Here is a 25,513-nt window from a genome sequence, read left to right as displayed (position 1 = left end):
CGGTTTGCGTCGCCCCAAGAATAGATGTTTCAGGGAAACGCACGCGCATGTGAAATCGCGTTATCGAAAAAAGACGCGTTGTTTCTTGCGTCTGACACCTAAGACACGCGCAATGGCGCTAAATAGTTTCACTTGTCTAAAGCAGTGTCACAGGTCCCGCAGCAAGCAAATCACCGGTCGGCGCACCTGACGGAGATCCGCCCAAGGGTTCGTCGGTGATCGCAAGAACCCCGCCCGCCATAAGCTGCGAGAGCTCCGCAGACACAGTGAGCGTTGCTGCGTCCTGCCCTTGCGGCCAAACACCGAGCGATACCGGCGCATCATCCCCCACAATCAGCCAAAGTTCCTGCGAGCGGCCCTCAAGCGCGGTGCCGGTGGTGCGGGTCATTTGCAACGTGTTGTCTGCGGGATCGAAACTGGCTTGAACGATCAGGCTTGCGTCTTCTGCTGCGATTTCGGCAACATAGCTTGGCGATGCCTCACGCAAGAAACCGGTTTGGTTCAACGTAACGAGCACGACAGCTGCGGCCGCGAGGCCACCCAACACCGGACCAAACAGACCGAATCTGGACATGAACGACCGTTTTTCAGGGACGCCAAACAACGCCGCAAGGATACGACCCTTTACTGCAGGCGGCGGCGTCACAGGTGCGATATCATCCGTCAGCGATACCAGACTTTCGGACCACGTGGCAAAATGGTCGCGCATCTCGGGGTCCACCGAAAGCACGTCTTCAAATGCCAATGCTTCGCCCGGGGTCAAAAGCCCTAGAACATACTCGGCAGCGAGGACAGAGCCCTCTTGTGTGTCGTTGTCATCGGTCATCGCGACAAACACTCTTTCAATTTTATCAAACTGCGGCGTAGCCACGTCCGAACGGTGTTGAGTGGCACAGCGTAACGCTCTGCCAGCTCTTGATATGTTTCACCCTCCAAATAGGCGCGGCGTACCGCGTCCGATTTGTCAGGGTCGAGCTCGGCCATGCAGGCCACGATTTGCACGCGGTCAGACGATGCCATCGCAAGCGCCTCGGGTCCGGGTACGGCACTCGGCAGGTCGCTTGCCTCGTCCAGCCCTGCGCCCTGCGCCGTTTTACGCGCCCGCAACTTATCAATCGACAAGTTACGCGCGATGGTAATCAGCCACGTCATCGGACTTAATCCGTTGACTTGGTAGCGGTCCGCATTCCGCCAAATTTTCACAAATACATCTTGTAAGGCGTCCTCTGCCTCTGCGCGGTTACCTAACACACGCAGGCATACGCCAAAGAGTTTCGCCGAGGTTGCAGAATAAAGCTGCGAAAAGGCATCGCGGTCGCCCAAGGCGCATTTTGCGATAAAACTTTCAATGTCGGTAATTTCAGCCATGACACCTCGAAAATTAAAGATGTGTTATTTTGACAGGATCTGAAATTAACGCAACCGCCCTCGTGAACTGCGCAGACCCGTGAAAATATTGACGAAGCTATCAAGCCCCCTTCCCCTTGCAGCTTCAGAGGTTATGTTGCATCCAAACAGCATCAATACAGACGCGATTAGCCCACGACTTTAGGAAGGCGCCTACACATGGCCGACAACATGATCGACATTAACGCAGTACCAACCGAGGACATTTCTATCCGTGACCTGTTTGGCATTGATAGTGACATGAAAATCAAAGGCTTTGCCGAGCGGTCCGAACGCGTGCCTGATATCGACAGTACCTATAAGTTCGATCCTGACACGACTTTGGCGATCCTTGCTGGCTTTGGCTATAACCGCCGTGTGATGATCCAAGGGTATCACGGCACAGGCAAATCCAGCCACATCGAGCAGGTCGCTGCACGTTTGAACTGGCCAGCCGTGCGCGTGAACCTCGACAGCCATATCAGCCGGATCGACCTGATCGGGAAAGATGCAATCAAACTGCGCGACGGTGTGCAGGTGACTGAATTTCACGAAGGTATCCTGCCGTGGTGCCTGCGCAACCCTGTCGCCATTGTGTTTGACGAATATGACGCAGGCCGCGCCGACGTGATGTTTGTGATCCAGCGCGTGCTAGAGGCTGACGGCAAGCTGACTTTGATGGATCAAAACCAGATTCTGACACCCAACAAATACTTCCGTCTGTTTGCAACTGCGAACACTGTTGGCCTTGGCGATACAACCGGCCTTTACCACGGCACCCAGCAGATCAACCAAGCGCAGATGGACCGTTGGTCGCTTGTCGCCACGCTGAACTACCTCAGCCACGACGCCGAAACCGCGATCGTGTTGGCAAAATCTGCACATTATAACAACGATAAGGGCCGCAAGATCGTCAGCCAGATGGTCACCGTCGCTGACCTGACACGCACTGCATTTATGAACGGTGATCTGTCGACCGTCATGTCACCGCGCACCGTGCTGGCATGGGCTGAAAACGCGCGAATTTTCAAAGATGTGGGTTATGCATTCCGCCTGTCATTCCTGAACAAATGTGACGAGCTAGAGCGTCAGACAGTTGCTGAATTCTATCAGCGCTGTTTTGACGAAGAACTTCCTGAAAGCGCAGCATCCCTTAGCTTAGGCTAAGCGGGTGCCGCGTTTTTCAGAAAATTCGGGGCACCAAAATTTTCTAGAAAATTTTGAGACCATGAGGCGACCGTTATGAGCAAACCATCAGACAATCCAGCTGTTCCGTTTAAGAAAGCCCTCGCCGAGGCCACCAAAGTCTTGGCGGGTGATGGCGAGTTGACGGTCAGCTATTCGGTCGATCCTGCGGGTCAAACCGCCGAGACAATCCGTCTGCCGCAAGTCAGCCGCCGCATGACCCGCGACGAAGTGTTGCTGGCGCGTGGCACGGCGGACGCATTTGCCCTACGCCACAAATTTCACAACGCCAAAACCGCTGCCAAATACATGCCGCAAGGTCAGATGGCGAAGGACCTTTTTGAGGCGATGGAAACAGCGCGGATCGAGGCCGTTGGCGCGCGCCACATGCCCGGCACCGCTGGCAATATCGACGCAAAGATTAGCGATGACGCCCGCCGAAAAGGTTACGACCAGATCACACAAGCTGCCGACGCGCCATTGGCCACGGCGGCTGGTTACCTGATCCGCCATCTTGCCACAGGTCGCCCGCTACCCAAAGGCGCCGAAAACGTCATGGAATTATGGCGCGGCTTTATCGAGGACCATGCGGGCGATACCTTGGGCGAGTTGCAAGACCTTCTTGGCGATCAGCAGTCCTTTGCCAAATTTGCCCGCAAGATGATTGCCGATCTCGGCTACGGCGACCAATTGGGTGACGATCCCGATGGCGGCGACGATGATCAAGAGGATCAGGCCGAGGCGGGTGAAGAGGACGAGGAACAGCCCGACAGCACAGGTGATGACGGCGACGGTGAGGACACCGAGGCTGCACCAGAACAGTCGCAAGAAGATCAGCAAGACGCATCAGAAGCCCAGATTTCAATGGATGACGAGGCTGACGCCGAGATGGGCGAAGAGACAGAAATGCCAGACGGCGAAGCACCGCTTGACCCGCCGATGCCGCACCCTGTTTCTGATGCCGATCCGAACTATAACGTCTACACCACTGATTTTGATGAAGAAATCCGTGCCGAAGACTTGGCGGAACCTGCCGAACTAGAACGCCTGCGCGCTTATCTTGACCAGCAGCTTGACCCGCTGAAAGGTGCTGTATCGCGTCTTGCCAACAAGTTGCAGCGCCGGTTGCAAGCGCAACAGAACCGTTCTTGGGAGTTTGACCGCGAAGAGGGTATCTTGGACGCGGGTCGCCTTGCGCGGGTTGTGGCCTCGCCGACCACGCCGCTGTCGTTCAAGGTCGAAAAAGACACCGAGTTCCGCGATACTGTGGTGACATTGTTGCTTGATAACTCCGGCTCGATGCGTGGTCGCCCGATTTCTATCGCCGCGATCTGCGCCGACATCATGGCCCGCACATTAGAACGCTGCGCAGTCAAAGTCGAAATCCTGGGCTTTACTACAAAAGCATGGAAAGGCGGGCAAAGCCGCGAAAAATGGCTGGCCGATGGCCGCTCTGCCACGCCTGGCCGTTTGAACGATCTGCGCCACATCATCTACAAATCCGCTGACGCCCCGTGGCGTCGCGCCCGCCCTAATCTGGGCTTGATGATGAAAGAAGGTTTGCTAAAAGAAAACATCGACGGTGAGGCGCTGGAATGGGCGCACCGCCGCGTGGTGAACCGCCCCGAACAGCGCAAGGTTTTGATGGTCATCTCTGATGGCGCACCCGTTGACGACAGCACATTGTCGGTTAACGCTGCCAATTATCTGGAAAAACACCTACGCGATGTGATTGCGATGGTCGAAAAACGCAAAGCCGTCGAGCTGGTCGCGATTGGTATCGGCCACGATGTGACCCGCTATTATGACCGTGCGGTCACGATCACCGACGTAGAGCAACTTGCGGGTGCTATGACCGAACAACTTGCCAGCCTGTTCGATTCCGATCCGCGTAAACGAGCGCGTGTTTTGGGCATGCGCAAAATCAAATAAACCTCCATACAGGAGCATCCGATGTTTCAAACCTTTGAGATCAGTTCTGATCCGTCCAGCGGTCCGGCGCGCCTTGCAGCCTTGCGCACCAAAATGTCCGAACACAAAATCGACGCGTTTTTCGTCCCCCGCGCCGATGCGCATATGGGCGAATACGTCGCGCCGCGTGACGCGCGCCTTTCATGGTTGACGGGCTTCACTGGCTCCGCCGGTTTTTGCATCGCGACCAAAGACGTGGCTGGCGTATTCATCGACGGTCGCTACCGTGTGCAGGTGCAAGATCAGGTGGCTGCGGATTTCACGCCTGTGCATTGGCCTGAAACCAGCGCGGCGGATTGGTTGACCGAGAATTTGACGACGCAAAGTATCATCGCGTTTGATCCGTGGTTACATAGCGTGGATGAAATCGACGCCCTGCGCGCCGCCCTGCCCGACATGCGGCTGGTTGCAATGGATAACCTTGTCGACGCAATTTGGGATGACCAGCCCGCTGCCCCCGGCGTGCCATTTTTTGCGCATGACATTTTACATGCAGGCGTCAGTAGCGCCGATAAACGCGCACGCCTTGCCGCAGATCTGAAAGCCGACTGCGCGATCATTACTTTGCCCGACAGTATCGCGTGGCTATTGAATATTCGTGGTGGCGACATTGAGCGAAATCCAGTGCCGCAAGCCTTTGCGATTTTCAGTAAATCTGGCGTGGTCGAACTATTTTCAGGTACGGGTAAAGCGGATGCAATCGCGGCGCATCTGGGCGAAGATGTAATTTGCCACGACATTTCCAACTTTGCCGATGCGCTCTCCTCGCTAACAGGTACCGTGCAAATCGACCCGAAATCCGCCCCCGAAGCGGTGCGTTTGGCGTTAACCGCCACGATCACCCACGCGCCCGATCCGTGCCTTTTGCCCAAAGCGATAAAAAACCCTGTTGAAATTGCAGGGGCGAAAGCGGCGGCAAAACGCGATGGTGCTGCAATGGTGCGCTTTCTTGCGTGGCTGGACCGCGAGGCCCCCAAAGGCACCCTGACCGAGATCGACGTCGTTAAGCAATTAGAAGCGTTCCGCCGCGACACAAATGCCCTACGCGATATCAGTTTTGAGACGATTTGCGGCGCGGGCGCGCACGGTGCCATCGTGCATTACCGCGTGAGCGAAGCGACCAATGCGCCTGTACAGATCGACAACCTGCTGCTGGTCGATAGCGGCGGGCAATATGTCGACGGCACCACCGATATCACCCGCACGATTATCATTGGCACCCCCAGCGATGAACATCGCACCTGCTATACCCGCGTACTGCAAGGTATGATCGCGATCAGCCGCGCGCAGTTTCCCAAAGGTGTCGCGGGTCAACATCTTGATGCACTCGCCCGCTTTCCTCTCTGGACCGCAGGCATGGATTTTGACCACGGCACGGGCCACGGCATCGGCAGCTACCTAAGCGTTCACGAAGGGCCACAAGGCATTTCGCGCCGCGCCACCACGCCATTTGAGGTCGGCATGATCGTGTCCAATGAACCGGGTTATTACCGCGAGGGTGCGTTCGGGATCAGAATTGAGAACCTGATCACCGTTGTGCAGGCCCCCACAGGCATCGACAATCGCGATATGCTGGCGTTTGAAACCCTGACACAAGTGCCGTTTGATCGTCGGCTGATCGACGCATCGCTGCTGTCGATCGCAGAACGGGACTGGATTGATGGCTACCACCGCGATACAAGGGCGCTTCTTGAAGCGGATGTGACAGGAGCAGACCACGCGTGGTTGCTTGCCGCCTGCGCCCCGCTCTAAGCCCAACATTCAAACAGGAGAGCCGATGCCAGACAATATTTCAATTCGCCGCGCAAAGGGCACATGGGTCGTGCGCGCCGCTGGTGCCGTGATTGGCGAGACCAAAAATGCGCTCGAATTAACCGAAGGTGATTTCCCACCAGTTATTTATTTCCCACGCGGCGACATCGCGATGGCCTTCCTTGATGCGTCCGAAACCACATCAAGCTGCCCGCATAAAGGCGACGCCTCTTACGTTACAATCGTTGCAAAAAGCGGCCCGATCGTTGACGCAGGCTGGTCTTATTCAGCGCCCAAGGATGCGGTAGCGGCAATCAAAGACCACATCGCATTTCGCCACACCAAAGTGGCGGTCGAACAAATCTAGGAATGTTCCTCGCGGGCGGTCTCGGCCAAGGCAGTATTCATCGCCCGCAACGCATCGACCTGAAACAATGCGCCCCATAATTCGGGCGGGCTGTCATCGCCGCCTAATGTGACCACGGGGATGAACGCGTGGCCGCCTTGCTCGAACATCGGCATCGCCTGTTCCAAAGTGGCATTGCCATCGATATAAATCCCTTCTTTTATCAGCGCCCAGCAATCGTCCTGTGGCGCCGAACGCTTTGCCTCCATCGTGCGCATCACCGTAGACACCCTGAATGTCGCCAGCAAATAGGCCTGCGGGCCAGCGGCCAGATGCACGTTCCGGCGCTCTAGCTGAGTCAGAAAAAATGACCGGTCCACGAGGTTTGACGACAGTGCCACCGAAAGTGACACCGTGACCATGACGGCCATCGCGGTCTGCCAATCGCCGGTTAATTCAAACACAATCAAGGTCGTCGAAATTGGCGCGCCAAGCACGGCAGCAGCAATCGCGCCCATTCCCGCCAACGCATAGAGCGTGCCTTCGCCCGACACGTTTGGAAACACCGACGTCGCCAGCGCGCCAAAAGCGGTGCCGGTCAAGGCGCCAATCATCAACGACGGCGAGAAAATTCCACCGCCCATACGCCCGCCCAAGGTAATCGCCACAGCCGCCACCTTGAGGATGGCAAACACAACCGCCTCGTGAAATAACAATTCCCCCGTCAGCGCCGCCGAAGTGGTCTCGTACCCCACACCGATGATATGCGGCCAGAAAATTGCCAATCCACCTAACATGGCGCCCGCTATCGCAGGCCGAAGATAACGTGGCAAACGCAACGTCGCTTGCATGGTATCGGCAAAATTATCGGCCCAGAATATCACCCGCATCAAAACATATGCGACCAAGCCACAGACGACCCCAAGCAGCAGGAACGCTGGTAACTCGACATAAAACGCGAGTGCATTCTGCACTGGCAACACAAATTCGGTCACATCGCCAAAGGCCAGGCGGTTGATCACCGTGCCAGCCACCGATGCAATGACAATCGGCGCAAAAGCATGCACAGCAAAGTGGCGTAGAACAACTTCTAGCGCAAAAAGCGCACCCGCCAAAGGCGCGTTGAAACTGGCGGACACTGCCGCCGCCACCGCACAGCCAAGCAGGTCGCGCCCCGTGATCCCATTGGCGCGGATCAAGCGGCAGACCATCGTCGACAGGACCGCAGCCAAATGCACCACAGGCCCTTCGCGCCCCGACGATCCCCCCGTCGAAAGCGTGATCAAACTTGCCAAGGTCGAGGCAAATCCGCGCCTGACCTCGACGCGCCCCTCGTTCAATGCGGCCCCTTCGATCACATCGCTGACCGCGCGGGCGCGTCCATCCTCGGTGAAAAAGTGTAAAACCAACCCCACCGCCAGTCCGCCAAGGATCGGAATGATCAGCACCTTGTACCAAACCAGACCAGCCGCAAAACTATGCAGGCGCGTAAGGTCCTCTGTACCGTAAAGCCAGCTTTGAAGCCGCTCGATCCCGAGGCGGAAAAATAACGCCGCAAACCCCGCAGCGATCCCGATCATCAAGGCGATGAACCAGAACTGCAACTGACTGGGGCCGCGTGTTTTGATTATGCGCAACGCCATCGTTGCATTGGCTTTGCCCTGTGCAATCAATCCTGAAATTGGCCCGGCCATGTGGTCTCCATCTCTGGTCTTGCACGAAATCCCGCGATAGGATTACCGCATGGATATCACATCAGTCGCTGACGCGCTCACAACACTTCTAGGGGATCGGTTCTCGCGGTCCAAGGCCGATCTGGACTTGCACGGCCATTCCGAAGCTCACTTTGCGCCCATGCCCCCTGACGGGGTGGCCTATCCACTGACCACGCAAGAGGTCGCCCAAGTTGTGAAAATCTGCGCGGCCCATAATTGCCCGATCATTCCTTGGGGTACAGGCACATCGCTCGAAGGCCACAGCTTGGCGCCGCGCGGCGGCATCACCATCGACATGTCGCGCATGAATGCGATCCTGTGCGTCAATCCCGCCGACATGGACGCGACCGTGCAAGCGGGCGTAACACGCGAAGTTCTGAACACGCATCTGCGCGACACCGGACTGTTTTTCCCAGTTGATCCCGGTGCAAACGCCTCGCTTGGCGGCATGACCGCGACCCGCGCATCAGGCACAACCGCAGTGCGCTACGGTACAATGCGCGACAATGTGCTGGGGCTAACGGTGGTTTTAGCCTCTGGCGAAATTATCCATACGGGCACCCGCGCACGCAAATCCTCGGCAGGTTACAATCTGACCGCATTGATGATCGGCTCTGAAGGGACGCTTGGCATTATCACCGAAATCACGCTGAAATTGCAGGGCCAACCGCAGGCGATATCATCGGCTATCTGCGCTTTTGATAGTGTTGCAGGAGCCGTAGATGCGGTCATCGCAACCATACAAATGGGCATCCAGATTGCGCGGATCGAACTGGTCGACACCGCATCCGCACTTGCGGTTAACGCCTATTCAGGGGCCAGTTTCCGCGCGGCCCCGCACCTGTTGTTGGAATTCCACGGCAGCGACACATCGGTGTCTGAAGATGCTGCAACATTCGGTGAAATCGCAGATGATCATGGCGGCCAAGGCTTCGAATGGTCATCAAAATCCGAGGATCGCAACCGATTGTGGAAAATGCGTCACGACGCCTATTACGCCATCCTTGCCTCACGAAAAGGCGCGCGCGCGATTGTTACAGACGTCTGTGTCCCAATCTCGAACCTCGCCGAAGCTCTGCTTGAAACCCAAGACGATATCGCCAAATCAGGCATCACCGGCCCGATACTCGGCCATGTTGGCGACGGTAATTTCCATGCAATCCTGCTCATTGATCCTGAAAGCGCGTCCGAGCGCGACATTGCCCAAACCCTCGCCGCGCGCATGGCAAAGCGGTCGCTTGCGATGGGCGGCACGATCACCGGCGAACACGGTGTGGGCATGGGGAAACTGGCCTATATGGAAGCCGAACATGGCCACGCTTGGGCTGTCATGGGCATGATCAAAACCGCGCTTGATCCGCAAAATATCATGAATCCGGATAAATTGGTGCCGCCACGCCTTTAGGACGGCATCAAGGCCCGTGCCGCAGCGCGCGCCGCTTCGGTGATGGTGTCACCCGACAACATGCGCGCGATTTCATCGATACGTGCATCTGCATCCAGTGGCGTAACCGTCGACAGGGTTTCGGTTTTAGTTTGGCGTTTTTCAACACGCCAGTGATGCCCGCCAAGGGCCGCAACCTGCGGCGAATGGGTCACGACCAAAACCTGCCCGCCCGACGCCAATTCGGCCAGACGGCGGCCAACCGCATCCGCCGTTGCCCCGCCAACACCACGGTCAATCTCGTCGAAAATCATCGTCAAACCCGCGTCCTCGGAGGTCAAACAAACCTTCAACGCCAGCAAGAAACGCGACAGTTCACCGCCCGAAGCGATCTTGTTGATCGGCCCCGCAGGCGCGCCCGGATTGGTAGCTACGGTGAACGCCACGGCGTCGGCGCCCTCTGGCCCCGGCTCGGTCTGCGTCACATCCGTGACAAACACCGCGCGTTCCATTTTTAGCGGCGCAAGTTCCGCCGCCATCGCCTTATCCAACTGCTTGGCCGCCTTGACACGCGCCTGCGTCAAACGCGCAGCACCCTCATCATATGCCGCCTGCGCAGTCATCACATCGCCCTCTAAGGCCTTCAAATCATTTGTACTTCCGTCAAGATAGGTCAGACGGCTGCGCAAATCGTCAGCAAACCCACCCAAGTCGTCAGCAGCGACCGAATGCTTGCGCGCCAAGCCACGGATCGCGAACAGGCGCTCTTCTACGTTTTCCAAATCAGAGGGATTAAATGACAAGTTATCGAGGCAGATCGCAACGCCTTGCTGCGCCTCGTCCAACGCCAAAGCAGCCCGTTCCAACGCCTCGAGTGCAGCATCAAGACCGCCTTCGGCCTTGGATGCCACACCGTTTAACCAGCGCACCGCATCCGAAACAGAGCCTTCAGCCCCCTGCATACCAATCGCTTGTTCAGCGCGCACAATATCCTCACGGATTTTTTCGGCGGCTTGCATTAGACGGCGCTGCGTGTCCAAAACAGCTTCCTCGCCCTGCGCGGGATCAAGCGCATCCAACTCGGCCACAGCGTGACGCAGATAATCTTCCTCGGCGCGGGCTTCGGCGACGCGGGCCTGCGCAGCGATCAACGCTTTGCGCGCGGCAGCCAAGACCCGCCACGCCACGCGCGATTTTTCCAACTTCGGCGCAAGCCCCGCAAATTCATCCAACATCAAACGGTGCCCGCGCGGGTTCAACAGACCGCGATCATCGTGCTGTCCGTGCAATTCGACCAATGTTTCTGACAGGTTACGCAGCACCTCGCCACTCACGCGGCGATCGTTAATCCACGCTGTTTTGCGTCCGTCACGGGTGTTGATGCGACGCAAAATCACTTCGCCATCCTCAACCTCGATACCTGCTTCTGCCAAAACAGCACGCCCCGCGTGGCCCATCGGCAGATCAAACGCGGCGGTCACTTCGCCCTGCTCGGCCCCCGCACGCACCAATTCCGCACGCCCGCGCCAGCCCAAAACAAAGCCAAGACTGTCCAGCAAAATAGATTTACCAGCGCCAGTTTCACCGGTCAACACGTTCAGACCGGGCTGGAACGACAGTTCCAACCGGTCAATAATCAACATGTCACGGATATCTATATGGCGTAGCATAACTGTGTAGGATGGGTTTTAACCCATCTCCCCTTCAAAGCCACTCACCGCGGACCACTTGGCGATACACAGACGCAAGCCAGCTATCGCCTTGGCTCGACATTGAAAGCCCCTGCCCCGTCAACAACGCATAGCTATCTTGGTACCATTCCGTGGACTGATAATTCAGGCCCAGAATCGCACCAGCGGTCTGCGCTTCTTCGGTCAGGCCAAGCGACAAGTAGGTTTCGACCAACCGGTGCAGCGCCTCGGCGGTGTGCGATGTCGTCTGAAAATCTTCTACTACGATGCGGAACCGGTTTGCCGCAGCTGCATAATGCTTACGCTTTAGATAATAACGTCCGATTTCCATTTCCTTTGCGGCCAAATGGTCAAACGCCAAATCAAATTTCAGAATCGAACTGCTTGCATATTCAGTGTCAGGATACTGCTCGATCACAACACGCAATGCCTGCAACGCTTGGAATGTCAGCCCCTGATCGCGACCGATCTCGTCGATCTGGTCGTAATAAGAGAGTGCTAGCAAATAAGTCGCATAAGCGGCATCATCGGAGGCCGGATAAAAATCAACGTAACGCTGCGCGGCAGACCGGCTATTGGGGTAATCCTGGTCGCGGTGATAGGCAAATGCCTGCATAATCAACGCGCGTTTGGCAAAATCGGAATAAGGATATAGCCGCTCGATCTCGCCAAAGTACATTGCCGCCTTGTCGGATTGCCCGCGTTCCAGTTCGTATTCGCCGCGTTCGAAAATCTCGGCGGCAGAATATTGCTCTAGCAGCGCAGGGTTCATCCCCGGATCGCCGACATTACTACAGCCTATCAACAGGCCAAACGCCAAAACGCTGACCACACGGCTGGTCTTCTGTGCTATCTGAAACTGTGATGCTGACATACTTGCGCCTCGAACTTCAATTATTCCGACCCTCGGGCCGCGTTAGGCAACGGTCTAGCATAGAAAAATCTGGGGCAAAATGCCTTTTGAACGCAACTTCGTGAACTGAGCGAAACTAAGGTCACGCGACAGCAAAAAGATCCGCTTTACTAACGCCCACCCCGGGCAAACGCGCAGCAATTTTTGCGTCACAGCGCACAAAGCGCCACGCATTCGGATTGGCGAATAACGCCTGCAACAAACGGTTGGTCATCGCATGCCCAGCCCGTGTGCCAGTGTAGCGGCCCAAGATTGGCGAACCAGCGGTATATAAATCACCCAATGCATCCAACATCTTATGACGCACAGCCTCGTCCGCATGGCGCAATCCCCCCGGACTAAGGATCTCGTCCCCATCAACCACAACCGCGTTTTCCAAGGTGCCACCCAAAGCCAGCCCTTTGGCCCGCATCATCTCGACATCGGAATTGCGGCAAAATGTGCGGCTGTCACAAAGTTCGCGCACAAACGCGCCATTGGCCATGTTCAGCGTTTTTTCTTGATGCCCGATCGCAGCATCGGCAAAATCAATATCAAAAGCGATCTGCAAACTTGTGGCAGGCGAGAGACAGGCACGCGCCAAACCATCTTCGACGACCACTTCTTCAAGAATTTCGATGGCATAAAGCGGCGCATCGACGTGGGTCAGGCCCGCCTCGACAATCCCGCGCACAAAAGCGGCTGCACTACCATCCATGATTGGTACTTCCGGCCCATCGATATCAACGATCACGTTGTGCACACCTGTGCCGGACAAGGCGGCCATCAAATGCTCGATGGTCGAAACGGTCACGCCCGCGTCATTCGTCAAACGGGTATTCAGCGGAGACGCCACCACACGATCCCACACCGCAGGTAGCAGGTTAGCAGGCCCCGCGACGTCAACGCGCCGAAAAACAATACCCGTATTCGCGGGCGCAGGGCACAACACCAATGACGCAGGACAGCCTGTATGCAAGCCGGTCCCGTCAAAAGTAACATGTTTACGCAAAGTGGTCTGCACGTCGAACCCGCCTCAGTATAGTTAATCGTTCTAGACCTCTATCTAGGGTATGGGTGGAACTCACTCAACTCACAGATTGTAACGGTCTGAAACATGAAGGTAAAAAACTGAAACACCAGAGGTAATACGCTGCTTTTAAACGAAAAAAGCCACCCTCTCGGATGGCTCTTCTCGATATTACTTAACGTCACACGCGATGTTAAACGCTTAGTTTGCCTGACGACGCAGGAACGCAGGGATCTCGATACGCTCTTGCTCGGGGTCGGTTTGCTGTACTGGCTCTTCGCGCAATGCGGTCACCTGTGGCTGCGCACGGCTTTGCTGTGGCGCTTCCGCACCCGTCATGCGGTTGATCAGAGAGTTGATGCCAAAGCGAGGGCGATCAGCTTCCGTTGCAGGCGCTTGGGCTGCGCGTGGCTGATGAGCAGAGGACTTGCTCACGGCCGCGTGCAAACGCGCCATTGCTTCTGGTGTTGGCGTTCCTGCACTTGGGGCGCGTGGAGCCACAAATGTTTCAACAGGGTCAAGCTCTGGTTCACGGCGCGGTGTGTAAGCCGGCGGCGGCAACTCGTCGCTTTCTTCCTCAACGAAAGTTTCGCGCGTATCTGCGTAATTGTCCTCGACATATTGACCTTGGCGACCGTCATCCATGCCTTCGAACAAAGTCGGAGTGACTTTTGCAGCAATCGGCGCAGGCGCACGGGCCGCAACTGGTGCAGGTGCAGGCTGTGCAACCGGCGCAGGTTCTGCAACCGTCTGTGGCTTCAAAGGTGCCGCCATAGAGCGACGTGGTGTTGGCACATCAGCCGCGCGAACGACTGCATCAATACCTGTCGCAACAACGGAAACCCGCATACGGCCTTCCATAGATGTGTCCAGTGTAGAGCCCACGATGATGTTCGCGTCAGGATCGACCTTTTCACGAATTTTGTTGGCCGCTTCGTCGAGTTCAAACAATGTCAGATCATAACCACCAGTGATATTGATCAATACGCCACGCGCACCTTCGAGCGAGAGCTCGTCAAGCAGCGGGTTGGCAATCGCTTTCTCGGCAGCTTCGATAGCGCGGTTCTCGCCTTCGGCTTCGCCTGTACCCATCATCGCCTTGCCCATTTCGTCCATCACGGCGCGAACGTCAGCAAAGTCGAGGTTGATCAGACCCGGACGAACCATCAGGTCAGTCACGCCCTTCACACCTTGGTAAAGCACATCGTCAGCCAGTTGGAAGGCTTCGGTGAACGTGGTCTTTTCATTCGCCAAGCGGAACAGGTTCTGGTTCGGAATGATGATTAGCGTATCAACAACCTTTTGCAGGGCCTCAATACCCTCCTCGGCTTGTTTCATGCGCTTGGCGCCCTCAAACTGGAACGGCTTGGTCACAACGCCAACAGTCAGAACACCCAACTCACGCGCAGCCTGCGCGATGATCGGTGCGGCACCTGTGCCCGTACCACCGCCCATACCCGCCGTAATGAAACACATGTGCGCACCAGCAAGGTGATCCACAATCTGTTCAATGCTTTCTTCGGCAGCCGCGGCACCAACAGTTGGACGCGCACCGGCACCCAGACCTTCGGTCACTTTAAGGCCCATCTGGATCCGCGCGGATGATTTTGCATGCTGCAAGGCCTGCGCGTCGGTATTCGCAACAACGAATTCGACCCCATCCAGTTCTTTGTCGATCATGTTATTGACCGCGTTACCGCCAGCACCACCAACACCAAATACGGTGATGCGGGGCTTCAGTTCGTCCTGACCGGGAATGGAGAGGTTCAATGTCATTGCTTGTCCGCCTGTTTTTGGCCCGTCCCACCGAGCGTTCGTCCTAATTAGGGTCGATCCTAGACAATTCGATTGGTCAGGTCACGCATAAATCGTAAATTAACTACCAAATCTGGCCTATTTCTGTCCGATTTCCGCCCGATTTAGCGAAACAGGCGAGATCTTGCGTATTACCAGTTCTCCATAAACCACCGAACCGCCCGTTTGAGCGACCGCGCGGGGTAAACATCAGCAGGAATTTCGAAATCCCACCACTCGTCTTGCGGGTGTGCCGCAAATAAAGTTAGCCCAACTGCGCCCGAAAACGCCGGCCCAATCGCCGCCTGCGGCAGGCCCTGCACACGCAAAGGACGCCCTAAACGGACCTGTTGGCCCAAAATTTTGCTCGCCAAGCCATCAAGACCCGGAATCTGGCTTGCGCCGCCCGTCAAGACAATCTGCTGGGACGGCAGGTGTTCAAATCCTGCGGCATCCAAACGCATCCTGACCTCTTCGAGAATTTCTTCCACACGTGGTCGCATGATGCCGATCAACTCGGCGCGCGACACGGTGCGCCGGTCATGCTCGTAGTCGCCGGTTTCGCCTTGGGTTTCGATCATTTCACGATCATCCATCCCCGTCGCGACAACTCCGCCGTAAAATGTTTTGATCCGCTCGGCAGTCGCCGTCGGAACCTGCAAGCCCATCGAAATGTCGCTCGTCACATGGTCCCCGCCCATACGCACCGCATCGGCATAGATCATGTGCTTTTTCATAAAGATCGAGATACCGGTTGAGCCGCCGCCTAAATCAATACACGCAGCCCCCAGCTCTTGCTCGTCCTCGACCAGTGATGAAATCCCCGAGGCATATGCACTCGACGCGATCCCTGCCAGTTCCAGATCACAGCGCTTGATGCAGTAGAAAATATTCTGCAGTGCAATGCTATCCACGGTCAACATATGCATGTCAGTCGTCAGTTGGTTGCCAATCTGGCCGCGCGGATCCGCCATCCCCGTGCGATGATCCAGCGCAAAGTTCACCGGTTGCGCATGCAGCACATCACGTTCCGCACCGTAATCTGGCACATCACAAGCCGCCATCACACGGCCAATATCGCCGTCGGTGACCAAGCCGTTTTCAATATCGACAGCCCCCGCAAGCCCGTAGGATTTAGGACGACCACCTGAGATACAGGCAATCACATGGTCAACACGCACATTCGCCATCTTCTGGGCCGCTTGAACGGCAGTCCGAATGGCGCGCTCTGTCTCTTGCATTGCGTCTACTTCGCCGAACTTCACACCGCGCGAACGGGTCGTGGCAGCACCGATCACACGAAAACTGGATTGTCCCGCGAGCGAACCAACCCCGTCAGCCGCCCGAAATGAATCCGGTCCATCAAAGCGCAATACCAGACAGGCAATCTTACTTGTGCCAATGTCCAAAATCGCAATCACACCACGTTGCATCGCCGCTTTGCGCATGTTCCGCATCGCCCGCTGGCTGTCGTATAAGTCACCCATTCGTTACTGCCCTCAGTTTGAGCTTGCTCGACGCAATGCGTCGGCCGCTTCTTTATTCATTCTTAATGTTGGTCGGCCCGCATTGCGCATGTCCACAACGATCACGTCACGGTCTAGTAAATCTCTGGCTTGCTGCAATACGATCACGCGGTCCAATGCCCCGACAGCACCCTCTGCGGGTAACATGATCCGCTGGTCGCGATCCATCACAATATCCCAACGACGTTCTCCCATACGCACCAATCCGCGCAACCGCGCATGTAGTGGCTTGGCATCACGGTATAACGCAAGCGCCTCTTCGATGTGCTCCTGCGCGCCACTGCCTGCAATCAATGGCAAATCTAGCCGGTCGGCGCGGGCCTCGATCAAGCCTGCAAAAACCCCGTCCTCGTCAATCAAACGCAATTCGGCACCATCACGCCATAGTGCCACAGGCACACGCGGGGTCACGTCAACCGTCAATGTGCCCATTTCGCCTATCCGCACACGCGCCGAGCGCACACCGTCCATCACCTCGACCGCACGGCGCATGGTCTCTAGGTCCAACTCAAAAGAGGACACCGGAAATTCCATCGGCAATGCTGCCGTCACTTGCGCCGCAAGATCCTCGTTGGTGCCAGTGACCGCCATACCCGAAATCATAAACTCCGGGCGACTTTGTACAGCATTTTTGACCTCGGCCCACTTTGCAGCGGCGGCCACGCGGTTTTCCTCTTGGGAATACCAACTGCCCGCAATTACCGCGACCAAGGCGATCGGCACGCCGACACGTAACAACCCGCGCACACCAGGGGTCAGCATCAAACGCTGATACTTGTATTTCCACTTGCTTGGCGCAGGATCACGCGGCAAAGCCCGAGGACGCTTGGTTGCAGTTAACGGCCGCATGAAGCATCCTCTACTAACCAGCGGCACAGATCAGGAAAGCTAATCCCCGCATGCGCAGCCTGTTCAGGTGCAAGCGACGTGGGCGTCATACCGGGCTGGGTGTTAGTCTCGAGCAGGATTAATCCCGCCAACCCTTTACTTTCGTCCCAGCGGAAATCGGTGCGTGACACACCCCGACAACCCAAAACCTGATGGGCGCGCAAAGCGTAATCCTGACAGGCGGCAAAAATCTCGGCAGGTACATCCGCAGGGACCACGTGGCGCGAGCCACCTACCTTATACTTGGCGTCATAATCATACCAACCATCCACAATAATATCGGTCAGCCCTAAAGCGCGATCACCCATCACGGTCGTCGTCAGTTCGCGTCCAGCGGCATAGGCCTCGACCATCACCATCTGCGGCATATCGTCGGCCATCACCGGCGGCGCCTTGGCATCAGCAGCAACCAGATAAATCCCGACACTCGACCCTTCGTTGTTCGGCTTCACAACATAGGGCGGCGGCATAATGTGACCCGCAGACACGTCGGCCTTATTCACAATCACACTTGGGACCACAGGCAAACCAGCCGCGATAAACGCCGCTTTGGTGCGCTGCTTATCTAATGCAAGCGCTGACGAAAGCACGCCAGAATGGGTGTAGGGAATTCGCATCCACTCCAACAAACCCTGCACGCAGCCATCTTCGCCCCAGCGACCATGCAAGGCGTTAAACACAACATCAGGTTTGATCTGCTCCAAACGCGCGCAAAGATCGGGGCCAGCATCGACCTCGATCACATCACATCCAGATACCCGTAAAGCTGCTGCACATTCAGCGCCCGAACTCAACGAAACCTCACGTTCCGCCGATGGGCCACCCATCAAAACAACAACCTTCGGGTTTGCCCTGCTCGACATACCCTACCACCTTATACGCAGGTCTTTGTGACCCGTCTTTGCCATTCTGGCCCCTGCCAGTGGGACCGACCCCATTTGCGGGGCCACATTTAGTTAATCAGATCGCGTTACACCCAAACGGTGGCCCACTCTCATAATTTCCCACTCTAACGTGATCTGACTGGAATCGTAAACCTTTTTCCGAACCAACTCACCCAAATCTTCTAAATCACTGGCCGTTGCACCGCCCGCATTGGTTAAAAAGTTGGAATGTTTGGTATTCATCACCGCACCACCGAGAGTTGCACCGCGCATACCTGCAACATCAATGACTTTCCAAGCCTTCAAATCATGCACGTCATCGGCGCGACCCGTGCTGGAAAATCCCGCAGGATTGCGAAATGTCGAGCCTGCGGTGCGGTCTTTTGTCGGCTGTGTCTCGTCGCGTTTTTGCAATTGTTCCGCCATACGCGCCTCCAGCGCCTGCGCGTCACTCCTTGGCGCAACCATCTTGGCCGCAACAATCACCGCCCCTTCCGGCAAAGTCGAATTGCGATACGCCAACGCCAAATCGGTCGCCGCCAATTCCACAACGCGACCATCGCGCATCACAACCGTCACAGACTGCAAAACATCGGCCACATAGCTGCCGTAACAGCCTGCATTCATCCGCACGGCGCCGCCAATCGTGCCAGGAATAGTGCGCAAAAATGTCAGATCAAGCCCCTCTCCCGCCGCCTTCCGCGCCACATGCGCATCAAGTGCTGCAGCACCCGCGGTCACAACATCCCCTTCAAACGCAATCGCGTTAAAACCACGCCCAAGCCGGATCACCACGCCAGAAATCCCGCCATCGCGCACAATCAGATTCGACCCGACGCCCATCGCAAACACAGGCACGCTCGCATCCAATGCGGCCAAAAACTGCGATAGATCATCCACATCAGCGGGTTGAAACAACACATCCGCAGGGCCACCCACACGCATCCACGTCAGGTCCGCCAAACTACGATCAGGGGTCAACGTGCCGCGCACATCTGGCAAAGTCAGGGTCATTTTCATTTCCTCATAGGGCGACGCAACATCATAAAACCAAGTAACGCACCCGCCCCCACGCTCGCAAGAGCAGGCAGCAAACAAATCATCGCCGCCCTTGTGGCACGCAACGGATCAATGCCACTGCGCGTGGTGTTTGCAAGCTAGCGAACGCCAGCCAAACACTAATGTCAGCGTCTCGTGGAACGGCGCAACCAGCGCCCCAGATATATCAACGGCCAACGCAAAACCGATGCACCGGCTGCCAAGACCAACAAACCTACCAACGGCCCGTTCTGATAGGTCACCCAGCCCAAAAGCGGAATACCAACGCCAACCAACACATAGGCCCGCTGCCACAAATTATCGCGCGACGGGATCATCGCCAAAACCATCGCCGCCAAAACCCAAAGCGCCACCCCGACCAAAGACGGCGCCATCAGTGCGGCACCTGCGGGTTTTCACCCTTCAACCGCGCCCAAATATACCGCAACGGATTACGAAACATCGACACAAACCCTGCCAAAGCAATCACACCATAAAACCAGCCAAAATCAACACCAACCCAAACGATCAACACAGGCGCCAAAATCAACAAAACCACCCCCGGCACATACTGCCGCCGCATCGGCAACAAAGCCACCACCGTCGCCAGAACCACCCAAATCGCGGCAAGGATCAAAGAATAGCTCATAGCTCTTTCCTAAACGAAAAGAGGCGATGAAAGAGCGGCATTACGGCATCACTCATCGCGATTTGCGGTGCCAGTTTCAGATCTGCGCCAGCGCCATTTACGGCGGCGCGGGCAAAGCAGACAGCGTAATCGGCGTTAATGTTGGCGGCGGCAAGAGGAAACGATGCACGTGTTGCGACCCTGCGCAGCTCATCCTGAGGCAATCGATCCAGATACCCCTCAAGGCTCTCCCTCTGCGCAATCTCCATCCGCTTAGCTCTTCAATCGCGCTGGCAACCCGTTCGCCCATGCCGAGATCGTCCCTGCCCCAAGGCAAACAACCATATCACCCGGTTTTGCCTGTTCGCGCACGAGGCGTTCCAAATCATCCTCGGACGCCACAGCCCGCGCATGGCGGTGACCGTGGCGGATCAGGCCAGCGACCAGATCATCGCGACTTGCGCCTACGATCGGCTCTTCGCCAGCGCCGTACACATCGGCAATTCCGACCACATCAGCATCGTTAAAACATGCGCAGAATTCATCAAAATGATGGTGCAAGCGGCTGTAGCGATGGGGTTGATGCACGGCGATTACGCGGCCTTCGGTCGCTTGACGGGCCGCTTTCAACACGGCGGTAATCTCGACAGGGTGGTGCCCGTAATCGTCAATGATCGTCACATCGTTCACCACACCCACGCGGGTAAATCTGCGGTTCACGCCACCGAACGACTTGAGCGCCGCACGGATCGCATCCTTACTCATGCCCAGATGGCGCGCAACAGCGACAGCCGACAGAGCATTCGAAACGTTGTGATCGCCGGGCATCGGCAATTCACAGCCTTTGATCATCAAATCCTCAGACTGCAACGCCACGTCAAAATGTGCCACGCCAGCTTTGTAATGCAGGTTAATCGCACGCACATCGGCCTGCGCGTTGAACCCGTAGGTCACGACACGGCGGTCGGTCAAACGCCCGACAAGCGCCTGCACTTCGGCGTTATCGGTGCAGCAAACTGCAATCCCGTAAAACGGAATCCCCGACACAAATTCGTAAAATCCCTGACGCAGATTTTCAATCGTGCCCCAATGATCCATATGCTCTGGGTCGATGTTCGTCACAATCGCAATGGTCGCAGGCAAACGGTTAAACGTGCCGTCGCTCTCGTCGGCTTCGACAACCATCCACTCGCCTTTGCCCATGCGCGCGTTGGACCCATACGCGTGAATAATGCCACCATTCACAACCGTCGGATCAAGCCCGCCCTCGTCGAGCAGCGCTGACACCATTGTCGTCGTCGTTGTCTTGCCATGCGTCCCCGCCACAGCAACATTCGACTTCAGACGCATCAATTCAGCGAGCATTTCTGCACGGCGCACAATCGGCAAGCCATGCGCGCGCGCCTCGTCGAGTTCCGCGTTGCCCGGCTTGATCGCGGATGAAATCACAACCACCGCCGCATCCACCATATTCTCTGCCTTCTGGCCCTCAAACACAGTCGCGCCCAAGGTCTGCAAACGCTTGGTGATCGGCGTCGATTTCAGATCCGACCCCTGCACCGTGTAGCCGTGGTTCAATAGCACCTCGGCAATACCAGACATGCCGATGCCGCCTATGCCCACAAAATGGATCGGGCCAACATCAAGGGGAAGTTTCGTCGCAGTCGCGTTCATCGGATCAGTCTTTCAAAAGAGTATTATTAGTGAGCCAGCTCTTCGACCAACGCCACAAGGCGCGTCGTGGCGTCGGGTTTTCCGCAAGACAGCGCCGCAATCGACATCTGCAACGCGCCGCGCTCATTACTGAGGATCAACTCGATTTGGTCAGTCAATGCGGCCACTTCAAACGTGCTTTCGGGCATTAAGATCGCAGCCCCCGCATCCACCATGCCACGCGCATTGGCGGTTTGGTGATCGCCCGTTGCAGCAGCAAAAGGCACCAAAATCGCAGGGCGACCAATCACCGTCAGATCCGCAATCGTTGACGCACCAGAACGGGTGATGACCAATTGCGCCTCGGACATGCGGTTTGGCACATCCGCGAAAAAAGGCTGCACATCTGCATCTATATTATTGTCGGCGTAATAAGTGGCAACGCGCAACATATCTTCATCGCGGGCCTGATGCGACACGCGGATGTTGCGGCGGATATGCTCCGGAAGCGCGTCAATAGCGGGCGGCACAACGTCGGACAGAATGCGCGCGCCTTGGCTGCCCCCCATCACAAGGATCGACATCGGATAATCACCGGGGGGAATATAGCCCGCTCCGGCGCGTTCCAACACAGCAGCGCGCACAGGATTGCCCACTTCGACACCCTCAACACCTTCGGGCAACTCCGTCGGCCATGTGCCACAAGCAACCTTGGACACACGCTTGGCAAACAGCTTGTTCACCCGCCCCAAAATGCCGTTTTGTTCATGGATCAAGCACGGCACACGTAACACCCACGCGGCTGTCATCGCAGGGATCGCAGGATAACCGCCAAAGCCCACAACAACATCAGGCTTGTCACGGAACATCCGCCACTTCGCGCCACCAATCCCCGCCAAAATCCGGAACGGCACCGCAAGTTTCGACACAATACCGCCACGTGCAAAGGTCGCAGATTTCACCTGAACGATCTCAACCGCGTCAGGAAAACCACCCGCATAACGCGCACCGCGATCATCCGTCGACAGCTTGACGCGCCAGCCTTTAGCCAACATGGCCTCTGCCAGCGCCTGCGCGGGAAACATATGTCCGCCCGTGCCGCCAGCCGCGATTACCAGTAACTTGCTCACCGCGTTCTCCGCATCAAAATATCGCCGATTTCGCCCTGCGGCCTTGTGCGTGTCAGTGCCAGCAACATGCCCATCGCAATACCGCCCGCAATCAACGACGACCCACCATAAGACACAAACGGCAGGGTCATACCCTTAGCAGGCAACAGACGAACAGCCACACCCATGTTAATCATCGCCTGCACGCCAAACGCACAAGCAAGCCCTGTGCCCGCCAGACGAATGAACGGATCACGCTCTTTCATCAAACGTGCCAGGGACCGCACAACCACAATGCAATAGAGCAGAATAATCATGATCACACAGATCAGCCCGTATTCCTCGGCGGCCACAGCAATAATAAAATCGGTATGCGCATCAGGCAGCGACCATTTCACTTGACCCTCGCCCACACCCACACCAAAAAATCCGCCTTCGCGAATGGCGTTTGTGGCATAGCCAAGCTGCGTCGTCGGGTCCACATCCGGGCTTAAAAACCCGTCAATCCGGCGGGCAAAGTGTTCGGAACTGGCATAGGCAAACCACCCCGCCATCACAACAATCCCTGCCAAAACCATCAGGATCGTCATCGGCGCGCCTGCGACAAAATACATGACACCCCATGCAAACAACACCAGACATGCTTGACCGAAATCCGGTTGCAACGCCAGCATGGTACAAATCGTGACCGTCAGAACAAAAGAATACCTGCGCCCCGGAGGGCCACCGACTTCTAACCCTGCGGCCATCAACCACGCAGTCAAAACAACAAAACCGGGCTTCAAAAACTCGGATGGCTGGAACGACGCAAACCCCAGCGAATACCAGCGCATCGCGCCCTTGCCAAAGTCGGTGCCAAAGAACGGCAACCCCATCAGCGCAAAAAACGATACCAAAAATCCGATTACAGCCAAGCGACGGATCATCTGCGGGGTCATCATCGACATCGCAAACATCACAATCATCGCCACGCTACCAAAGAACGCCTGACGACTGACATAGTGAAACGGATCAAGCCCGTTCTTGGCAGCCAAAGGCGGCGACGACGCCAACCCCAACAGCAATCCAATGCCAAAAAGCAATAAAATACAGGACATTGTCCATTTATCAATCGTCCGCCACCACCGTGGAAGAACAGGGTCACCGGAATAAACCGGGACTGTACCATAGACCATTTCCGTCATGGGATCACCGCCAATACTGCCTCAAATCGCCCGATTTTTCGGGTCTGACACTATCTTTAGAGGAATACGTCCAGTAATTCCACAACAATTAGCACCTAAGCGGATCAATGCGTACAGAGCGTTTATTGAACCACTTGCATCGCGGGCCGTTTCACGTCACCTCACATTCATGCAAATCAAAACACTTATCATTGGCGCAGGCGCCGCAGGCATGATGTGCGCGGCGCACGCGGGCGAAAATGTGCTGATCGTGGATCACGCAAAAACCGCAGGCGAGAAAATCCGCATCTCTGGCGGAGGTCGCTGCAATTTCACCAATATGCATACCACAGCCGCCAATTTCCTCAGCCAAAACCCGCATTTCGCAAAATCGGCGCTGAAACGCTATACCCAATGGGACTTCATCAACCTCGTGGCGTCCTACGGCATCGCCTACCACGAAAAATCGCTCGGCCAATTGTTCTGTGACAACACCGCCAAAGACATCGTTGCCATGCTGCTTTCTGAAATGAAACACGCGCAACTTTGGCTGCAAACATCAGTTGGCGAGATCAGCCACGACGGCACCCATTTCCACGTCACGCTCACCCGTGACGACCAAACGATCGAAGTCACCGCAACAAATCTCGTGATGGCCTCAGGCGGCAAATCCATCCCGAAAATGGGTGCAACAGGTCTAGCATATCAAATTGCCACACAATTTGGCCTGAACATGATTGAAACCCGCCCCGCCCTTGTGCCGCTCACCTTCACCGACGAGCGCTTCAAGCCACTGACAGGCACTGCCCTGCCCGTGCGTATCACTGCCAACGACACGTCCTTCGATGAAGCCATGCTGTTCACCCATCGCGGCCTGTCGGGCCCCGCGATCCTGCAAGTGTCCTCCTACTGGAAAGATGGCGACGCGATCACCACCAACCTGATCCCGCAGATCGACCTTTACACCATCCTGCGCGATGCGCGCAAAACCGACGGACGCAAAGCCATCACCACCATCATCAGCCAGCACCTGCCATCAAAATTGGTAAGCTACCTTGCCGAGCATATCGACATGTCAGGCACCATCGCCGACCAATCCGACGCCAAATTGCAAACCCTCTGCAACGCCCTGCAAAACTGGGTGCAAATCCCCACAGGCTCCGAAGGCTACCGCACCGCCGAAGTCACATTGGGCGGCATCGACACAAACGACCTCAGCTCCAAAACCATGGCCGCGAAATCGAACCCGAACCTCTACTTCATCGGCGAAGCAGTCGATGTGACAGGCTGGCTTGGCGGCTACAACTTCCAATGGGCGTGGTCATCAGGCTGGGCGGCAGGGCAAGCACTGAAAGCAAGCATCTAGTCTGCCGCCACAGGCACAGGCCTATACCTGTTGGACTTTCTATGGGACGGCACCAGACGTTGACGGATCGTTGGATCCAACGTCGTTTCGCCACCCAAAATTGCTATGAAAT

The 25,513-nt window shown here is 56.4% G+C and carries 23 protein-coding genes; 6 read left to right on the top strand and 17 right to left on the bottom strand.

Going from position 1 to position 25,513, the window contains the following annotated elements; all coding sequences use genetic code 11:
• Nucleotides 1-136 precede the first annotated feature (136 nt).
• On the bottom strand, nucleotides 137-826 hold the full coding sequence (locus tag ACXLHR_RS03205) for an anti-sigma factor (protein WP_458790089.1): 690 nt from the start codon (nucleotides 824-826) through the stop codon (nucleotides 137-139).
• The gene (locus ACXLHR_RS03200; protein ID WP_458790088.1) at nucleotides 823-1,368 is read right to left on the bottom strand and encodes a sigma-70 family RNA polymerase sigma factor; all 546 of its coding nucleotides are present in this window, start codon (nucleotides 1,366-1,368) and stop codon (nucleotides 823-825) included. Before ACXLHR_RS03200 ends, ACXLHR_RS03205 begins: the two co-directional genes overlap by 4 nt.
• 198 nt (nucleotides 1,369-1,566) lie before the next feature.
• On the opposite strand from ACXLHR_RS03200, the gene cobS reads away from it, so the two are divergent.
• The 4 genes from cobS to ACXLHR_RS03180 all read left to right on the top strand — a co-directional run bounded on the left by cobS (nucleotide 1,567) and on the right by ACXLHR_RS03180 (nucleotide 6,661).
• The gene (cobS, locus tag ACXLHR_RS03195; RefSeq protein ID WP_458790087.1) at nucleotides 1,567-2,553 is read left to right on the top strand and encodes a cobaltochelatase subunit CobS; all 987 of its coding nucleotides are present in this window, start codon (nucleotides 1,567-1,569) and stop codon (nucleotides 2,551-2,553) included.
• A gap of 75 nt (nucleotides 2,554-2,628) precedes the next feature.
• On the top strand, nucleotides 2,629-4,503 hold the full coding sequence (gene cobT, locus ACXLHR_RS03190) for a cobaltochelatase subunit CobT (protein ID WP_458790086.1): 1,875 nt from the start codon (nucleotides 2,629-2,631) through the stop codon (nucleotides 4,501-4,503).
• Nucleotides 4,504-4,524: 21 nt separating this feature from the next.
• Nucleotides 4,525-6,294: an aminopeptidase P family protein gene (locus ACXLHR_RS03185; protein ID WP_458790085.1), complete on the top strand. Its 1,770-nt coding sequence runs from the start codon at nucleotides 4,525-4,527 to the stop codon at nucleotides 6,292-6,294.
• Between the two features lie 25 nt (nucleotides 6,295-6,319).
• The gene (locus tag ACXLHR_RS03180) at nucleotides 6,320-6,661 is read left to right on the top strand and encodes a DUF427 domain-containing protein (RefSeq protein WP_458790084.1); all 342 of its coding nucleotides are present in this window, start codon (nucleotides 6,320-6,322) and stop codon (nucleotides 6,659-6,661) included.
• Here ACXLHR_RS03180 and ACXLHR_RS03175 read toward each other — a convergent pair.
• On the bottom strand, nucleotides 6,658-8,334 hold the full coding sequence (locus ACXLHR_RS03175; RefSeq protein WP_458790083.1) for a chloride channel protein: 1,677 nt from the start codon (nucleotides 8,332-8,334) through the stop codon (nucleotides 6,658-6,660). The genes ACXLHR_RS03180 and ACXLHR_RS03175 overlap by 4 nt on opposite strands.
• Before the next feature lie 49 nt (nucleotides 8,335-8,383).
• Here ACXLHR_RS03175 and ACXLHR_RS03170 point away from each other — a divergent pair, with 49 nt between their 5' ends.
• A complete protein-coding gene (locus ACXLHR_RS03170; protein ID WP_458790082.1) occupies nucleotides 8,384-9,760 on the top strand; it encodes an FAD-binding oxidoreductase in 1,377 nt (458 codons plus the stop codon).
• On the opposite strand, the gene recN is transcribed toward ACXLHR_RS03170, so the two are convergent.
• The 14 genes from recN to ftsW all read right to left on the bottom strand — a co-directional run bounded on the left by recN (nucleotide 9,757) and on the right by ftsW (nucleotide 24,056).
• The gene (recN, locus tag ACXLHR_RS03165; protein WP_458790081.1) at nucleotides 9,757-11,409 is read right to left on the bottom strand and encodes a DNA repair protein RecN; all 1,653 of its coding nucleotides are present in this window, start codon (nucleotides 11,407-11,409) and stop codon (nucleotides 9,757-9,759) included. The two genes, ACXLHR_RS03170 and recN, sit on opposite strands and share 4 nt — an antisense overlap.
• Nucleotides 11,410-11,443: 34 nt before the next feature.
• Nucleotides 11,444-12,304 carry an outer membrane protein assembly factor BamD gene (locus ACXLHR_RS03160; RefSeq protein ID WP_458790080.1) on the bottom strand — a complete coding sequence of 287 codons (861 nt, stop codon included), beginning with the start codon at nucleotides 12,302-12,304 and terminating at the stop codon, nucleotides 11,444-11,446.
• A gap of 121 nt (nucleotides 12,305-12,425) precedes the next feature.
• Nucleotides 12,426-13,346, bottom strand: coding sequence for a UDP-3-O-acyl-N-acetylglucosamine deacetylase (lpxC, locus tag ACXLHR_RS03155; protein WP_458790079.1), 921 nt, complete (start codon nucleotides 13,344-13,346; stop codon nucleotides 12,426-12,428).
• Between the two features lie 207 nt (nucleotides 13,347-13,553).
• A complete protein-coding gene (ftsZ, locus tag ACXLHR_RS03150; RefSeq protein ID WP_458790078.1) occupies nucleotides 13,554-15,128 on the bottom strand; it encodes a cell division protein FtsZ in 1,575 nt (524 codons plus the stop codon).
• A 170-nt stretch (nucleotides 15,129-15,298) separates the two neighbouring features.
• Nucleotides 15,299-16,633: a cell division protein FtsA gene (ftsA, locus tag ACXLHR_RS03145; RefSeq protein WP_458790077.1), complete on the bottom strand. Its 1,335-nt coding sequence runs from the start codon at nucleotides 16,631-16,633 to the stop codon at nucleotides 15,299-15,301.
• A gap of 12 nt (nucleotides 16,634-16,645) precedes the next feature.
• On the bottom strand, nucleotides 16,646-17,521 hold the full coding sequence (locus ACXLHR_RS03140; RefSeq protein WP_458790076.1) for a cell division protein FtsQ/DivIB: 876 nt from the start codon (nucleotides 17,519-17,521) through the stop codon (nucleotides 16,646-16,648).
• Nucleotides 17,509-18,423: a D-alanine--D-alanine ligase gene (locus ACXLHR_RS03135; protein ID WP_458790075.1), complete on the bottom strand. Its 915-nt coding sequence runs from the start codon at nucleotides 18,421-18,423 to the stop codon at nucleotides 17,509-17,511. The genes ACXLHR_RS03140 and ACXLHR_RS03135 overlap by 13 nt, the downstream gene beginning before the upstream one ends.
• Before the next feature lie 93 nt (nucleotides 18,424-18,516).
• The gene (murB, locus tag ACXLHR_RS03130) at nucleotides 18,517-19,458 is read right to left on the bottom strand and encodes a UDP-N-acetylmuramate dehydrogenase (RefSeq protein ID WP_458790074.1); all 942 of its coding nucleotides are present in this window, start codon (nucleotides 19,456-19,458) and stop codon (nucleotides 18,517-18,519) included.
• Between the two features lie 170 nt (nucleotides 19,459-19,628).
• Nucleotides 19,629-19,877 (bottom strand): DUF2484 family protein, encoded by a 249-nt coding sequence (locus tag ACXLHR_RS03125; protein ID WP_458790073.1) that lies wholly within the window; start codon nucleotides 19,875-19,877, stop codon nucleotides 19,629-19,631.
• Nucleotides 19,877-20,131: a DUF2484 family protein gene (locus ACXLHR_RS03120; protein WP_458790072.1), complete on the bottom strand. Its 255-nt coding sequence runs from the start codon at nucleotides 20,129-20,131 to the stop codon at nucleotides 19,877-19,879. Before ACXLHR_RS03120 ends, ACXLHR_RS03125 begins: the two co-directional genes overlap by 1 nt.
• Nucleotides 20,128-20,379: a hypothetical protein gene (locus ACXLHR_RS03115; protein WP_458790071.1), complete on the bottom strand. Its 252-nt coding sequence runs from the start codon at nucleotides 20,377-20,379 to the stop codon at nucleotides 20,128-20,130. Before ACXLHR_RS03115 ends, ACXLHR_RS03120 begins: the two co-directional genes overlap by 4 nt.
• Before the next feature lie 4 nt (nucleotides 20,380-20,383).
• On the bottom strand, nucleotides 20,384-21,784 hold the full coding sequence (murC, locus tag ACXLHR_RS03110) for a UDP-N-acetylmuramate--L-alanine ligase (protein ID WP_458790070.1): 1,401 nt from the start codon (nucleotides 21,782-21,784) through the stop codon (nucleotides 20,384-20,386).
• A 26-nt stretch (nucleotides 21,785-21,810) separates the two neighbouring features.
• Complete coding sequence (locus ACXLHR_RS03105) at nucleotides 21,811-22,848, bottom strand: UDP-N-acetylglucosamine--N-acetylmuramyl-(pentapeptide) pyrophosphoryl-undecaprenol N-acetylglucosamine transferase (RefSeq protein WP_458792462.1); 1,038 nt, start codon at nucleotides 22,846-22,848, stop codon at nucleotides 21,811-21,813.
• A gap of 41 nt (nucleotides 22,849-22,889) precedes the next feature.
• The gene (ftsW, locus tag ACXLHR_RS03100) at nucleotides 22,890-24,056 is read right to left on the bottom strand and encodes a putative lipid II flippase FtsW (RefSeq protein ID WP_458790069.1); all 1,167 of its coding nucleotides are present in this window, start codon (nucleotides 24,054-24,056) and stop codon (nucleotides 22,890-22,892) included.
• 169 nt (nucleotides 24,057-24,225) lie between these two features.
• On the opposite strand from ftsW, the gene ACXLHR_RS03095 reads away from it, so the two are divergent.
• Nucleotides 24,226-25,401, top strand: a complete 1,176-nt coding sequence (locus tag ACXLHR_RS03095; RefSeq protein WP_458790068.1) for a BaiN/RdsA family NAD(P)/FAD-dependent oxidoreductase — start codon at nucleotides 24,226-24,228, stop codon at nucleotides 25,399-25,401.
• The last annotated feature ends 112 nt before the right edge of the window (nucleotides 25,402-25,513 follow it).

The sequence above is a fragment of the Yoonia sp. MH D7 genome, assembly GCF_054439475.1.
This window is presented reverse-complemented; position numbering and strand designations above follow the sequence as displayed.